This is a genomic window from Nonomuraea ceibae (assembly GCF_019396325.1).
Taxonomy (GTDB): domain Bacteria; phylum Actinomycetota; class Actinomycetes; order Streptosporangiales; family Streptosporangiaceae; genus Nonomuraea; species Nonomuraea ceibae.
On sequence record NZ_JAHKRO010000064.1, the window covers coordinates 40,471 to 54,643 of the forward strand.

General features: G+C 73.4%; 12 protein-coding genes. 5 read left to right on the forward strand and 7 right to left on the reverse strand.

Going from position 1 to position 14,173, the window contains the following annotated elements:
* The first annotated feature begins 55 nt into the window (after window positions 1-55).
* Window positions 56-1,861, forward strand: coding sequence for an ATP-binding cassette domain-containing protein (locus KME80_RS31300; protein ID WP_246646065.1), 1,806 nt, complete (start codon window positions 56-58; stop codon window positions 1,859-1,861).
* A gap of 154 nt (window positions 1,862-2,015) precedes the next feature.
* On the opposite strand, the gene KME80_RS31305 is transcribed toward KME80_RS31300, so the two are convergent.
* Window positions 2,016-3,029: a hypothetical protein gene (locus tag KME80_RS31305; protein ID WP_219510057.1), complete on the reverse strand. Its 1,014-nt coding sequence runs from the start codon at window positions 3,027-3,029 to the stop codon at window positions 2,016-2,018.
* Window positions 3,030-3,102: 73 nt separating this feature from the next.
* Between KME80_RS31305 and KME80_RS31310 the strand changes: the two genes are divergently transcribed.
* Window positions 3,103-4,809: a GNAT family N-acetyltransferase gene (locus KME80_RS31310; RefSeq protein ID WP_219510058.1), complete on the forward strand. Its 1,707-nt coding sequence runs from the start codon at window positions 3,103-3,105 to the stop codon at window positions 4,807-4,809.
* Here the strand turns inward: KME80_RS31310 and KME80_RS31315 are convergent.
* Window positions 4,751-5,464, reverse strand: coding sequence for an AMP-binding enzyme (locus KME80_RS31315; protein WP_219510059.1), 714 nt, complete (start codon window positions 5,462-5,464; stop codon window positions 4,751-4,753). The two genes, KME80_RS31310 and KME80_RS31315, sit on opposite strands and share 59 nt — an antisense overlap.
* Window positions 5,465-5,481: 17 nt before the next feature.
* Between KME80_RS31315 and KME80_RS31320 the strand changes: the two genes are divergently transcribed.
* Window positions 5,482-6,459, forward strand: a complete 978-nt coding sequence (locus KME80_RS31320) for an aldo/keto reductase (RefSeq protein ID WP_219510060.1) — start codon at window positions 5,482-5,484, stop codon at window positions 6,457-6,459.
* A 15-nt stretch (window positions 6,460-6,474) separates the two neighbouring features.
* Here KME80_RS31320 and KME80_RS31325 read toward each other — a convergent pair whose 3' ends face one another.
* Window positions 6,475-7,860: an MFS transporter gene (locus KME80_RS31325; RefSeq protein WP_219510062.1), complete on the reverse strand. Its 1,386-nt coding sequence runs from the start codon at window positions 7,858-7,860 to the stop codon at window positions 6,475-6,477.
* A gap of 227 nt (window positions 7,861-8,087) precedes the next feature.
* Window positions 8,088-8,741 carry a TetR/AcrR family transcriptional regulator gene (locus KME80_RS31330; protein ID WP_219510064.1) on the reverse strand — a complete coding sequence of 218 codons (654 nt, stop codon included), beginning with the start codon at window positions 8,739-8,741 and terminating at the stop codon, window positions 8,088-8,090.
* Window positions 8,742-8,854: 113 nt separating this feature from the next.
* Between KME80_RS31330 and KME80_RS31335 the strand changes: the two genes are divergently transcribed.
* On the forward strand, window positions 8,855-9,649 hold the full coding sequence (locus KME80_RS31335; RefSeq protein ID WP_219510066.1) for a glucose 1-dehydrogenase: 795 nt from the start codon (window positions 8,855-8,857) through the stop codon (window positions 9,647-9,649).
* A gap of 5 nt (window positions 9,650-9,654) precedes the next feature.
* Here KME80_RS31335 and KME80_RS31340 read toward each other — a convergent pair whose 3' ends face one another.
* Together KME80_RS31340 and KME80_RS31350 are read right to left on the reverse strand one after the other, a co-directional pair.
* On the reverse strand, window positions 9,655-10,065 hold the full coding sequence (locus KME80_RS31340) for a hypothetical protein (protein ID WP_219510067.1): 411 nt from the start codon (window positions 10,063-10,065) through the stop codon (window positions 9,655-9,657).
* A gap of 651 nt (window positions 10,066-10,716) precedes the next feature.
* The gene (locus KME80_RS31350) at window positions 10,717-11,970 is read right to left on the reverse strand and encodes a serine hydrolase domain-containing protein (RefSeq protein WP_219510068.1); all 1,254 of its coding nucleotides are present in this window, start codon (window positions 11,968-11,970) and stop codon (window positions 10,717-10,719) included.
* A gap of 320 nt (window positions 11,971-12,290) precedes the next feature.
* Here KME80_RS31350 and KME80_RS31355 point away from each other — a divergent pair, with 320 nt between their 5' ends.
* The gene (locus tag KME80_RS31355; RefSeq protein WP_219510069.1) at window positions 12,291-13,850 is read left to right on the forward strand and encodes a carbohydrate binding domain-containing protein; all 1,560 of its coding nucleotides are present in this window, start codon (window positions 12,291-12,293) and stop codon (window positions 13,848-13,850) included.
* Window positions 13,851-13,864: 14 nt separating this feature from the next.
* Here KME80_RS31355 and KME80_RS31360 read toward each other — a convergent pair.
* Window positions 13,865-14,173: hypothetical protein (locus KME80_RS31360; RefSeq protein WP_219510070.1), on the reverse strand; the 309-nt coding region annotated here is incomplete at its 5' end.

Below are 14,173 nucleotides of genomic sequence, written 5' to 3' on the forward strand. Positions count from 1 at the left end.
GAGGACCCGCTTCCACGCCAGAAGTGTGTCCTCAGCTTTCTCGGAGCGTCATTTCATGATCACCGTTCGTGACGTCGAGCTGCGCGCGGGTTCCCGCCTGCTGCTGTCCGGCGTGTCCTTCACCGTCTCCCCCGGCGACCGCATCGGCCTCGTCGGCCGCAACGGAGCGGGCAAGACCACCCTGCTGACCGCGCTCGCCGGTCACGCCCGCCCGGCCGCGGGCACCATCACCACCACCGGCCCCACCGCCTACCTCTCCCAGGACGCCCGCCCCGACGGGCCCTGGACCTCCCCCGGGAGCCCCAGAGGGACCGCCACCCCGCCCTCCCCCCAGGGGCGCAGGGATGCCGCCACCCCGGATTCCCCCGAGGGGACAAAGGGAGACGCCCCCCTCCGGTCCCCCGAAGGACCGCGCGGGACCGCCACCCCGGGCTCGCCCGCAGGGCAGGGCGGAGGCGTCGCGTTTCACTCCCCCGAAGGGTCGGCGCTGACGGTGGCGGGGCGGATTCTCGGGGCGCGGGGGCTCGGGGAGGCCGTGCGGCGGTTGCGGGCAGCCGAGGCCGCGATGGCCGGGGCCCGCGACGAGGCCGCGCTGGAGCGGGCCATGGCGGAGTACGCGCGGGCCGAGGCGGCGTTCCAGGCGGGCGGCGGCTACGCGGCGGAGGCCGAGGCGGCGCGCGTGGCCGCCGGGCTGGGGCTGCCCGCGCGGCTGATGGACCAGCCGCTCGCGACGCTGTCCGGCGGCCAGCGGCGGCGCGCCGAGCTGGCCCGCATCCTGTTCGCCGGCCACGACGGCGTCCTGCTGCTGGACGAGCCGACCAACCACCTGGACGCCGACTCGCTCACCTGGCTGCGCGGCTTCCTCCAGGGGCACCGGGGCGGCCTGGTGGTGATCAGCCACGACACCGGCCTGCTGGAGGCGGTCGCCAACCGGATCTTCCACCTGGACCCGCACCGCGCCACGATCGACGTGCACAACACCGGCTGGCGTGCCTACCTGGCGCAGCGCGGGAGCGACGAGCGGCGGCGCACCCGGCAGCGGGCGAACGCCGAACGCAAGGCCGCCGCGCTGCACGCCCAGGCGGACCGGATGAAGGCCCGCTCGGCGACCGCCACGATGGCCAGGAGCATGGCCCGCCGCGCCGACCGCATGCTGGCGGACCTGGAGCCGGCCCGCCGGGCTGACCGGGTGGCGCGCATCCGGCTGCCCGACCCGGCCCCCTGCGGGCGCACGCCGCTCGGCGCGATCAGCCTGACCAAGTCCTACGACGGCCACCGCGTGCTGGACGGCGTGGACCTGGCGGTGGACCGGGGCAGCCGCCTGGTCGTGCTGGGGTTCAACGGGGCGGGCAAGACGACGCTGCTGCGGCTGCTGGCCGGGGACGAGGAGCCGGACAGCGGCCGGGTGGTGCGCGGGCACGGGCTGCGGCTGGGCTACTTCGCCCAGGAGCACGACACGCTCGACCCGGCGCGGACCGTACGGGAGAACCTGGCGGCGGCGGCCCCGCATCTGACGGACGGCGAGGCGCGGGGGGTGCTGGGGGCGTTCCTGTTCTCGGGCGACGACGCCGGCAAGCCGGCCGGGGTGCTGAGCGGCGGCGAGAAGACCCGGCTGGCGCTGGCCGGTCTGGTGCATTCCGGGGCGAACGTACTGCTGCTGGACGAGCCGACCAACAACCTCGACCCGGCGTCCCGGGACGAGGTCCTGGCGGCGGTCGGCTCGTACCCGGGGGCGATCGTAATGGTCACCCACGACGAGGGGGCCGTCGACGCCCTGCGCCCGGACCGCGTCCTGCTGCTGCCGGACGCGGAGGAGGACCTGTGGAACGACGACTACCGCGACCTGGTGTCACTCTCCTGACGAGCGGTCCGCCGTCACCCCGTGAGCAGCCGGTGCAGCCTGCGCGCCTCCTGGGCGAAGCGGGTGGAGCCGGCGGCCGTGTCACCGGTCTTGATGGTCTTGAGCAGGTCCTTCCACATGGCGGGGACCCTAGCGGCGGCCCCCGACAGTCCGGTCAGGCGCGCAGGTCGTCGATGGCGCGCAGGACGGCGCGCTCGTCCAGCATCACGGAGGCGGTGAGGCCGAGCAGGGCGCTGATCCCGCGGGTGGCGGGGCCGCCGTGGCGGTGCTCGTGGAAGGCGGCGGCGAGCGTGAGCAGGCCGGTCCGCAGCGAAGGCCCGGGGAAGGTGACGGCGGGGGCACAGCGGCGCAGGTGCTCGGCGTGCCGGTCCTGCCAGGGCTCCCAGCGCCAGCCGGGCCACAGCCGCGGCGCGTCGGGGAGGACCTGGGCGAGGTCACGGGTCGTCCACACGCCCGCCGTGCGCGTGTCGGCGTCGAGGTGGATCCCCGCCGTCGGCGCGTCCGGCCACGCGGGGACGGGCTCCCAGGCCGCGTACGTGTCGAGGGAGGCGGGCCCGTGGCCGATGACGGCATCGACGGGCGGGCTGACCGGGTAGCCGCGCACGGTCCCGGCGCGGGCGACGGTGACCAGGCACACGGGCTCGCCCGGCGCGGCCCGCCGAAGCGTGTCGGGCCAGGTGGGCAGGGAGGCGGGCAGCGGGCTCCCGGGCGGGTGGACGGCGGGGTCGAGCCAGAGCATCGGCATCCTGGCCGCGAGCTCCTCGGGCGTGCGCACGCCGGGCGGCACCGGCATCGACCGGGGCGCGGCCACCCCGGCGGGGTCCTCGCCGACGGCGCGGACCAGGTCGGCCAGGCCGTCGTAGGCCCATTCGACCCGCCAGCCCGCCCAGGTGGTGGCCAGCACGCGCAGCGCCGCCCACCGGTAGGACGGGTCGGCGCGGCACGGCGAGAACCACAGCAGCCGCTGCTCGTCCACGTCGACGAGCGCGGCCCCGGTGCACAGGATCTCGTTCATGAAGGTGGTGTCGGCCCGCTGGCGTTCGGCGTGGGCGAGGCCGGCGGCGGGGCCGGGCAGCAGCTCCAGCTCCAGGTCGTAGCCGGCCCACGGGGAGTAGCGCAGGCTCCAGGAGCCGTGCCATTTGATCACGAAGTGTGCTCGATCACCCACGCAGCGATACTAGAGGCGTCTTCCGCCCCGCATCCGGGTTTTCCCCATGTTGACCCGCTGACAGCATGCTGGCATGGCGTTACGGCTGAGGGCGGCGCGCGCGGAGGAGGCCGGGTGGCTGAGCGAGCTGGCGGTGCGGTCGAAGGCGTACTGGGGGTATGAGGAGACGTTCCGGGAGGAGTTGCGGCTGCTGCCGGAGGAGGTGGCGGCGCGCCGGGTGACGGTGGCCGAGCGGGACGGCCGGGTGCTGGGGTTCGTCACGGTCGACGGGGAGCCGCCGGACGGGGTGCTGGGCATGCTGTTCGTGAAGCCGTCGGCGATCGGCGGCGGCGTGGGCCGGGCGCTGTACGGGCACGCGCTGCGGGAGGCGGGCCGGGCCGGGTTCGCGCGGCTGGTGATCGAGGCCGACCCGCACGCGGTGGGGTTCTACACGGCGATGGGCGCGGTGGAGTGCGGTCCGGCGCGGCTGGTGGCGCGGCTGGTGGCATGGCCGCCGGCGCCGGAGCCGTCGTGGGTGGCGGCGTGGACCGGCGGGCGGCCGGCGGTGCACGTGGGGAACGTGGCGGAGTTCAACGGCGCGCCGCCGGGGCCGGACCACTACGCGTGCATGGCGGTGTTCGCTGGGCCGCTGCCGGAGGCCGTGGTGCTGCCGGTGCCGGTGGACCGGGCGTGGATCGACGGGCTGGCGGACGAGCTCGGCTGGGGCGAGGTCGAGGTGCACGACGGCATCGCCCCGGACGGCGCGGTGTCGGCGGCGATCGGGAGGCGGCCCGCGCTGGCGCGGCGGCTGGCGTCGGCGCCGGGGCCGGTGCTGCCGTGGGGCCGTACCGAGCAGTTCGCCCGGATCGTCCCCACGCCGGGCCGGGTGCTGGCCGCGATCGCCCGGTTCGAGTCCAAGCGCGGCGCGCACGAGCTCTTCCGCGCGCTGGCGCCGGACCATCCGGGGATCGTCGTGCCGGCGCAGCGGCCGGTCGGCTCCCGCCGGGAGCTGCGCCGGGAGCTGGCCTCGGGCGTGCCGCTGGTGCTGAAGACCGAGTACGGCGTCGGCGGCTCCGGCACGCTGATCCTCGACGGCGGCACGCGCCGGGCCGGGCGGCGGTGGGCCCGCGCCGGCGTGCTGGTGGAGGAGTACGTGCCCGGCTCCGGGCCGTACCGCGACCCGACGTTCGACGCCGTCGTCGACGACCACGGCGCGGTCCACCCGGTGGGGACCGGCTTGATGCGGGTCGAGGGCCCCCGCTACCAGGGCGTCACCACCGGCCCCGGCGTGCTGCCCGCAGAGCTGGCGACCACGGCCGCCCGGTTCGGCACGGCGGTGGGCCGGGCGCTCGCGGAGCACGGCTACCGGGGCTGGTACGACGTCGACTTCGTGACCGACCCGGCGGGACGCCTGGCTCCGACGGAGATCAACCTGCGCCTGACCGGCCCGGCGGCCGCCCACACCCTGCGAGCCCGGCTCGACGCGCTGCGCGGCGGGCGGCATCTGGTCCGGGCGCTGGACCGGCTGCCGCTGGGCGCGCGGCTGCCCCCGGCGGCGCTGCGCGGGCATCTGGACGAGGTCGCGCGGGAGTGCCGGGGGCTCGGCGTGACGTTCCTGCCGACGATCCCGGTGGCCGCGATGGAGCCGTGGCCGTACCTGGGCGTCGCCCTGGCCGCCCGCACGGCGGACGCCCTCGACCGGGCCGAGGCCGCCGTACGGGCCGCCAACGAGGCGCTCGCGTTCACCGAGGTCGGGCGGCCACGAAGGCGACGACCACGGCCGCGGCGATCATCAGGGTGACGTTGAACCCGTACACGAGCGCGGCCTGCAGGGGCCAGTCGGTCTTGGCGGCGAGCCGGTAGAAGTTGTCCTGCGGCCACCAGGCGGCCAGCAGCCACGTGATCGCCAGGTGCGCCGCCGCGCTCACCCCTGGCGGCCTGTCCAGCCGCGCCAGCAGCGTGCGCCCCGACAGCAGGAAGGCCACGCCGAGCCCGAACGCCGCGCACTCGAACAGGTAGAGCACCGCGAACAGGCCCGCCCACGGCGGCGGCACGGCCGACAGGTCCGTGGAGTACGGCCACAGCACGTCCGTCAGCAGGTAGGCGGCGACCGCGGAGACCGCGGCGGAGATGGCCATCGCGACGCCGGTCGAGGGCTGCCAGTCGCCGCCCTTCCCTCCGGAGGGCGTGGCCGTGGCGCGCACCGGCAACGGCAGCGCGCGGTGGTCGACCCGCCCGTCGGCCGTGCGCGGCAGCGCCCGCACCAGCGTGACGAACCGCGGCAGCCGCCGCCCCGGCAGCCGCTCCACCAGGTAGGCCCGCAGCTCCTCGCCGGTGACCTCGCCGTCCGGCACCACGTACGCGATCAGTTTCGGCCCTCCGGAGCCGGTCCTGACGCTGACGACGGCGCAGTCGGCCACCGCCGGGTGGCGTCGTAACTCCTCTTCGACTGTCATATGACAGGGTTACCCCCATGGAACACCGCGTATTGGGACGCACCGGCCGCCAGGTCGGCGTGGTCGGGCTGGGCGCCTGGCAGCTCGGCGCCGACTGGGGTCAGGTGAGCGAGGACGAGGCGCTCGCGACGCTGGCTGCCGCCACGGAGGCGGGCGTGACGTTCGTCGACACGGCCGACGTGTACGGCGACGGCCGCAGCGAGCGGATCGTCGGCCGCTTCGCCCAGGGACGCCCGGAGCTGACCGTGGCCACCAAGATGGGCCGCCGGGTGGAGCAGGTGCCGTCGAACTACGTGCTGGACAACTTCCGCGCCTGGAACGACCGCTCCCGCCGCAACCTGGGCGTCGACACGATCGACCTGGTGCAGTTGCACTGCCCGCCGACGGCGGTGTTCTCCGACGACGCGGTGTTCGACGCGCTCGACACGCTGGTGGCCGAGGAGCGGATCGCCGCCTACGGGGTGAGCGTGGAGACGTGCGAGGAGGCGCTGACCGCGATCGCCCGTCCCGGCGTGGCGAGCGTGCAGATCATCCTGAACGCGTTCCGGCTCAAGCCGCTGGAGCGCGTGCTGCCCGCGGCGCGGGAGGCGGGCGTGGGGATCATCGCCCGGGTCCCGCTGGCCAGCGGGCTGCTGTCGGGCCGCTACGACGAGAAGACCACGTTCGCGCCGGACGACCACCGCAGCTTCAACCGGCACGGGGAGGCGTTCGACGTGGGCGAGACGTTCTCGGGTGTCGGGTTCGAGACCGGGCTGGAGGCGGTGCGCCGGCTGGCCCCGCTGGTGCCGGAGGGGGCGACGACGGCGCAGTTCGCGCTGCGCTGGATCCTCGACCAGCCGGGCGTGTCCGTCGTCATCCCGGGCGCCCGCAACCCGGCCCAGGCGGCGGCCAACGCGGCCGCCGCGGCTCTCCCGCCGCTGCCGGAGAGCACGCTGGGGGCCGTACGGGACGTCTACGACGAGCTGATCCGCCCGCAGGTGCACGGGCGCTGGTAGCCGAGCTGTGGCTGGTCAGGCGGAGTCGCGGGCGGCGTCGAGCACGCGCTGGGCGTCGCGTTCGAAGAAGCCGCGCGCGGCCAGGCAGAGCAGGCCGCCGAGCACCATCGGGACGATCAGCACGTACATGGCGGTCAGGAGGGAGCCGCTGCTGTCGGACGAGACGCCGACCAGCAGCGGCCCGAACGCGGCGCCGGCCGTGATGAACAGCTGCAGCACGGCGAAGCCGAGCCCGCGCGAATCGGCGCCGACCACGTCGGCGAGCGAGGCCGTCATGTTCGGGATGGCGGTGGCCGACAGCAGCGACGAGGTCAGCAGCAGCGTCACGAACAGCGGCAGCGAGTCCATGGAGATCGCGGCGGCCTGGGTGAGCGCGCCGAGCGTGATGCCGGTGCCGCCGACGAGGAGCCGGCCGCCCTTGCGGGTGGCGTGCATGCGCCGGCCGAAGTAGGCGCCGATGAGCGTGCCGCCGACGACGCCGGCGACGCTGATCAGGCCGGCCAGTGAGGCGGCGGTGCCGGCGGCGACGCCGAGGTTCCTGACCATGAGGGTCGGCATCCAGAACGCGATCCCGGCCAGGCCGAGGGTGAGCGACATCAGGCCGACGCAGACCAGGGTGAGGGTGGGGATCTTCAGCATCAGGCGGAACTGCCTGCCGAACCGCAGCCGCTCGCTCAGCCGGTCGGACAGCGCGGTGACCTGGCCCGGCCCGGTGGCCTCGGGCACGGGCTGCGGCTGGTCGGAGCGCAGGGCGATCACCCGGTCGAGGAAGCCGCGCGGCGGCTCCCTGAGCCACCACACGAGCAGCGCCGTCAGCGCCCCCGGGATCGCCATGATCATGAACGTGGCCCGCCAGCCCACGGCCTGGCCGAGGATGCCGCCCAGCGCGGTGCCGATGCCGCCCAGGTAGGTGGTGATGCGGACGAGCCCGTACGCCTTGGCCCTGGTCAGCGGCGGATAGTAGTCGGCGAGCAGGCTTCCGGAGGCGGGGTTGTCGATGTTCTCCGCCGCCGCGAGGAACACCCGCATCGCGAAGAAGATGGCGAACCCGGTGGCGAGACCGGACCCCAGCGTGGCCAGGCTCCAGCAGAACACGACGACGGCGATGATCCGGGTCCGGTTGAACCGGTCGGACAGGTACCCGGCGGGCAGCGCCACGGCGGCGGCGGCCAGCGCGGCGGCGGTCGGGATGGACCCGGCGGCGGTGTCGCTGATCCCCCATTCCGCCTGGAGCAGGGGCAGCACGCCGGACAGCAGGCTGGCCTCGATCCGGTCCACCAGGCCGACGAGGAACAGGACGACCAGGGGCGCCCAGCCGAAGGGCGCGAGATCGGTGGCACTGATTCCCCGGCTGAGTGGCGCTCCCAGGCGCCGGCGCTTCTCCGCAACGACCTCGGCCAACGGGCCCTCCTCACGATTGGAAGGTATTTCTAAAATCCCGTTCTAGAGGAGTGTGACCTAAATGACAAGAGCGTCCCGCTGGTAACGTCCTGGGAATGAGCGGACCGCCCGGCCTCCCCGGAGGCCGAGTGGGCCGGTGCGCCATCCTCGACCTCAACGGCGCCGGCTACCTGCGCTGACCTGAGCTCCCCGCGCGGGAGGCGCCGCGGCACGCCGGACGCCGCACCTCAGGACCGGCCACCACGGGCGCGCGTCCCCGATCCGGGCAGGGCGTAGCGGGCGGCGACGGTGCGGACGGCCTCGTCGACCACCTGAGCGACGCGTTCGGCGCTCACCTTCCAGCCCGGCACGAGGAGTGCCGGCCAGAAGACGTAGTTGGAGATCATGCCCAGGAACTGGGTGGCCGCGAGCTCCACGTCCTCGATCCGCACCGTGCCCGCCTCGTGCTCGGCCAGGAGGTAGCCGCGTACGGACTCGAAGTAGGGCAGCTTCCCGTGCGAGAACTGCGCATTGGCGAGCTCGGGAAAGCGCGGCAGCTCGGCGATGACGATGCGGAACAGGTCGGTCATCTGGGGGCGGCTCAGCAGCTCGGCGTAGCGGCGGCCGATGGCGCCGAGCCCGGCGACGATGTCGCCTGCCGGCGGAGGATCCTGCTCGTCAGCGGTGGCCCAGGACTCGGTGACGATGGCGTCGAACAGCGCGGCCTTGGTCGGGAACTGCTTGAACAGGGTGGCCCGCGAAACGCCCGAGCGCTCCGCGATCCGCGCCAGCGACGTCCGGTCGTAGCCCAGCTCGAGGAACAGCTCGGTCGCGGCCGTCACGATCAGCGCGCGCTTCTCCTGGGCGACGCGCTGGTGGTACGTCGTCACGACCTTGCTCATGGGCCGAGCATACAAGACGAGTGGCTTGACTCACCATTGCCGCCGATCTACTGTCAAGCAGTGTGGTGAGCCACTCAGCTCACCATCCCTCCCTCGTACCGAAGGAACATCCGATGAACCGCTTCGACAACCAGACCGTGCTCGTGACCGGCGGGACCGGCGGCCAGGGCTCGAGCCACGTACGCGCCTTCCACGCGGAGGGGGCGAACGTGGTGATCGGCGACATCGACGCCGATCGGGGCGCCGCCCTCGCCGACGAGCTCGGGCCCCGTGCTCACTTCACCCGCCTCGACGTCACCGACGAGAGCTCGTGGTCCGCCGCCGTGCTGGCCGCCGAAAGCGCCTTCGGCGCCCTGAACGTGCTCGTCAACAACGCCGGCGTACAGAACCCGCCGGCGCCGATCGAGGACACGGACCAGGCCACCTGGTCACGCATCCTCGGCATCAACCTCACCGGGACCTTCCTCGGCATCAAGGCCGCCGCCCCGGCTCTGCGCCGCGCGGCGGGGGGAGCCATCGTCAACATCGGCTCGACCATGGGCCTGGGCGGCACGGCTCACTACGCGCCGTACGTCGCCGGCAAGTGGGCGGTACGAGGTCTCACCCGGACGGCGGCACTCGAACTCGGCCGCGACCGCATCCGGGTGAACGCCATCCACCCCGGCGTGATCGCGACCCCCTTCATCCAGGAGCCGGCGGCCGGCGCCACCGTGGCGATCGCCGACTTCTACTCGCCCGAGCCGTTCGCCGTCCCCCGCCTCGGAGAGCCGGCCGACGTCACCAGCCTGCTCCTCTTCCTCACGTCATCGGACGCGTCGTTCATCACCGGTTCGGAGTACGTCATCGACGGCGGGCTCCTGCTCGGCCCCGCCCTTCAGCACGCGTCTCCGTCCCCCCTGCGCCGATGAGCGGTTCAGCCGCACCTGCCCCAGGACTTCCAGCGCGACTTGCCCACGGCGGCACGGGGCCCGTCATCCTGGATCGACCCCATGTAGCTGACGCACCGGCCCTTGCCGTAGGTCTTCACCGGCCCCAGGTAGTGCTTGACGCTCCGGCCCTCGTTCTCGCCGCTCGCGCGCCCGTTGGCGCCGCGCGTCTGCGTCGTGATCGTGGCCATGACGAAGGTGCGGACGCCGAGGTTCGAGGACTTGAACGTGGTGACGCAGTTGTAGCCGGTCCTGCGGTTGTACAGCAGGTAGACGTACCCGAGGACCCGCTTGGAGGGCGTCCGCACGGCCTGCTTGCCGTGCGCGACCCGGGCGAACCCGGAACCGCACACCCGCTCCGGAGTGGCGGCGGAGGCGGCCGCGTACGCGGGAGTCACCAGGCCCCCTCCGATCGACAGTGCCGCGGCAAGGAGGATCGTCGTCGACCCGCGCATTCGGCCAGCCCTTCTCAACCGTCCCCGCCGTCCGGGGACCACCGGCTGATCATCTTGCCGGATCCGGCCCTCGCCGCATGCCCGAATCATCGGACAAGTACGCGGGCGCGATGAATTTTCGTCCGTCCGCCGGTCTGTGTCCCGAGGAGGCAGATCATGGCGAAGATGCTCTATTCGGCGACCATGTCGCTCGACGGCTTCATCACCGGCCCGGGCGGCGACATGTCCTGGCTGACCCCGTACCTCGGTCCCGACCCGATGGCGGACAGGCTCGTGGGCCGGGTCGGGGCGATCCTGGCGGGCAGGCGCTCGTTCGGCGGGGACGACCCGCACCGGGGCGATCCCGAGCGGGAGGGCAAGGCGTTCGGCGGCGGGTGGGACGGGCCGCAGTTCGTCCTCACCCACCGCCCGCCCTCGGCGCCGGTCCCGGGCGTCACGTTCGTCGGCGACCTCCGCACCGCCGTGGCCGAGGCCCGGCGGGCCGCCGGGACCGGTACGTCAACGTCATCGGCGCCGACGTGGCCCGCCAGTGCCTGGCGGCGGGGATGCTGGACGAGCCCCGCAGGCCACCGGCCTGCACTACCGCGTCGCCGGCTAGAAGTAGCGCGGGGTCAGGTCGGTCGTCGGCCAGGAGGACACGCCGCCCGTCGCCGTGCCCAGGATCCCGTCGATCGCGCCGAACGACGGCGCGTCGCCCTCCTGCCTGCGGTTGAACAGCGCGCAGTAGCTCACCCCGTGCTGGATCCTGGCCAGGAAGCCGAACGTGCCCGGCATCGAGCCGGTGTGCCAGGTGTTGAGGCCGCCCACGTTGTTCTCGCGGACCTGCCAGCCGAGCCCGTACCAGGAGCCCCCGGACCCGACGCCGATCTCCGGCTTGGCGAAGACCCGGCCGATCGAGGTGGCGTTCAGCACCGGCCCGGCCCGGTCGAAGGCGAAGCCCCACTTGACCAGGTCGACGGCCGAGCCCAGCCAGCCGCCGTTGGCGTCCTGGTTGGCCATGTTGAAGCCGCCGTACGGGTACGGGACCGTCGCGCCGCCGTCGTCGAGCACGCTCTTGCGGGTGTAGACCGACTGGTAGCGCACCTCGGCGGCGTACTGCTGGCCGGACGCCGACCGGCCGAGCAGCATGCGGGTGATCCCGGCCGGCGCCAGGATCCGCTGCCTGACGTACGACTCGTAGCTCATGCCGGAGACCTTGGCGATGATGCGGCCGAGCAGCATGTAGCCGTAGTTGCTGTAGGCGTAGCGGGAGCCGGGCGTGAAGTCGAGCTTCCTGGCCGTGGCGTACCGCATGATCTCCGCGTGCCCGACCGGCAGCGGCACGTCGAGCGCGGCCGAGATGGTGTGGTCGGCCCAGAGCTGGTCGAGGGTGGCGTCCCGGTCCCAGCCGCCGGTGTGCTGCATGAGCCGCCACAGCGTCACGTCCGCCAGGCGCGGGTCGGCGTCGGCGGACAGGCCCAGCAGGTCGGTCACGGTGTCGCCGAGGGACAGCTTGCCGTCCTGGGCGAGCCGGGCGATCGCGGCGGCGGTGATGCTCTTGCTGAGGCTGGCGATCCGGAACAGCGAGGTCGGCTGCACGAGCCTGACGTAGCGGCCGTAGGTGTAGCTGCCGTAGCCGCGGGCCAGGAGGATCTTGCCGTTCTTCGCCACGGCGAGCTGCGCGCAGCTGATGTCGCGTTCGGCGATGAACTTCTTCATCGCCGCGTCGAAGCCGGCCAGCTGCGCGGGCACCACGCCGGTCGCCGGCAGGGCGGCCGTCCCGGCCCGCGCGGGGGCGGCGCCGAGGGCGAGGGCGGGGACGGCGAGTGCGCCGGACTGGAGGAGGCGGCGTCTGCTGAGCGTGGTCACAAAGGGAATTTCTAACGGATATCGGGCGTCCGTGTCCCGATTTTTCGGACATCCGCTGTCAACCCTGTCAGCTTCTCCCGTACGGCCATCAGCGCGATCCCCCAGACCCGGCCCGCAAAACGGCGTCCTCGACGGTGCGTAGGGTCATCCGGGCACGATGCCACAGGGAGTGATCGGGTTGCCACCTGGGACGCCATAGACAATAGATAAGATTCTTTACAATAATGGGAGTGACGCGCACCCCCCAACCGTCGCGGCACCCCGGCCTTGCGCCGCGCCCGTACGAGCCCGGACCCCCGGGCCACAGAAGGGTAGTCCCCATGACGCGAACACCGCGCCCGCTCATCTTGGCCGCCTCGTTACTGCTCGCCTTCCTGGGCGTCATCGTCACCCAGACCTCGGCGAGCGCCGCCAACCTGCTGGCCAACCCCGGCTTCGAGTCCGGCTCCCTGTCCCCCTGGAACTGCACCGGCGGCCTCGGATCGGTGGTCGACACCCCGGTCAGGTCCGGCGGCAAGGCCCTCGCCGGGGCGGCCGGCAACTCCGACATCGCCCGGTGCAGCCAGACGCTGACGGTCCGGCCGAACTCCGACTACACGATCTCCGCCTGGGTCCGCGGCAACTACGTCTACCTCGGCGTGACCGGCGGCCGGGCCATCTGGGCCTCCTCGCCGTCGGCGTACACCCAGCTCACGATCCCGTTCACCACGGGCGCGAGCCAGACCACCGCCGAGATCTACCTGCACGGCTGGTACGGGCAGGGCACGTACCACGCCGACGACCTCGTCTTCGACGGCCCCGGCGACCCGCCGACGTCCCCGACGCCGACCCCCACGGTCACGGTCTCCCCCACGGTGACGCCCACCGCCACGGTGAGCCCCACCGTGAGCCCCACGGTCAGCCCGACCGTCACCCCGACGGGCAGCACCTGCGCCGTCAAGGGCAAGCCGGCCGGCAAGGTCCTGCAGGGCTACTGGGAGAACTGGGACGGCGCCTCCAACGGCGTGCACCCGCCATTCGGCTGGACCCCCATCACCGACGCGCGCATCCGCCAGCACGGCTACAACGTCTACAACGCGGCGTTCCCCGTGATCCGCTCCGACGGCACCGTGCTGTGGGAGGACGGCATGGACAGCACCGTCAAGGTCGCCACGCCTGAGGAGATGTGCGCGGCCAAGGCGGCCGGGGCGACGATCCTGATGTCCATCGGCGGCGCCACCGCCGGCATCGACCTCAGCTCCAGCACCGTCGCCGACCGCTTCGTCCAGACGATCGTGCCGATCCTCAAGCGCTACAACTTCGACGGCATCGACATCGACATCGAGACCGGCCTCGCCGGAAGCGGCAACATCAACCAGCTGTCCGCCTCGCAGGCCAACCTCATCCGCATCATCGACGGCGTGCTCGCCCAGATGCCGTCGAACTTCGGCCTCACCATGGCCCCGGAGACGGCGTACGTCACCGGCGGCAGCGTCGTCTACGGCTCCATCTGGGGCGCGTACCTGCCGATCATCAAGAAGTACGCCGACAACGGCCGCCTGTGGTGGCTGAACATGCAGTACTACAACGGCAGCATGTACGGCTGCTCCGGCGACTCCTACTCGGCCGGCACCGTCCAGGGCTTCGTGGCCCAGACCAAGTGCCTCAACGACGGCCTCGTCATCCAGGGCACCACGATCCGGGTCCCGTACGACAAGCAGGTCCCGGGCCTTCCCGCCCAGCCGGGCGCGGGCGGCGGCCACATGTCGCCCTCGCTCGTGTCGCAGGCGTGGAACAGCTTCAACGGCCAGCTCAAGGGCCTGATGACCTGGTCCATCAACTGGGACGGCTCCAAGGGCTGGACCTTCGGCGACAACGTGAAGTCACTCCAGGGCCGCTGAGCGGCCTGCGCATGTCAGAGCCGGGCCCCCGCGTCGTCCGCGGGGGCCCGGCGGGCTGACGGGAGCAGGGCGGTGAGGGTCGCGGTGAGCACCGGCAGGCCCGCGACCAGGGCGGCGATCAGCGCCCACGGGGTGTCGAACGGCGCCCTCGGCAGCGGGTCCCAGCTGTTGGAGGCCGTCCACGGCCAGGCGACCGCCAGGCCGATCACGCACCCGGCGGCCCCGCCCGCGACCGTGGCGAGGGCCGCGAGCGCCCCGGCGCGGCCCGCCGACGCCGGCCGGGGCCGCCCGGTCCCGGCCGTGAGCGCGGCGGCGGCCAGCGC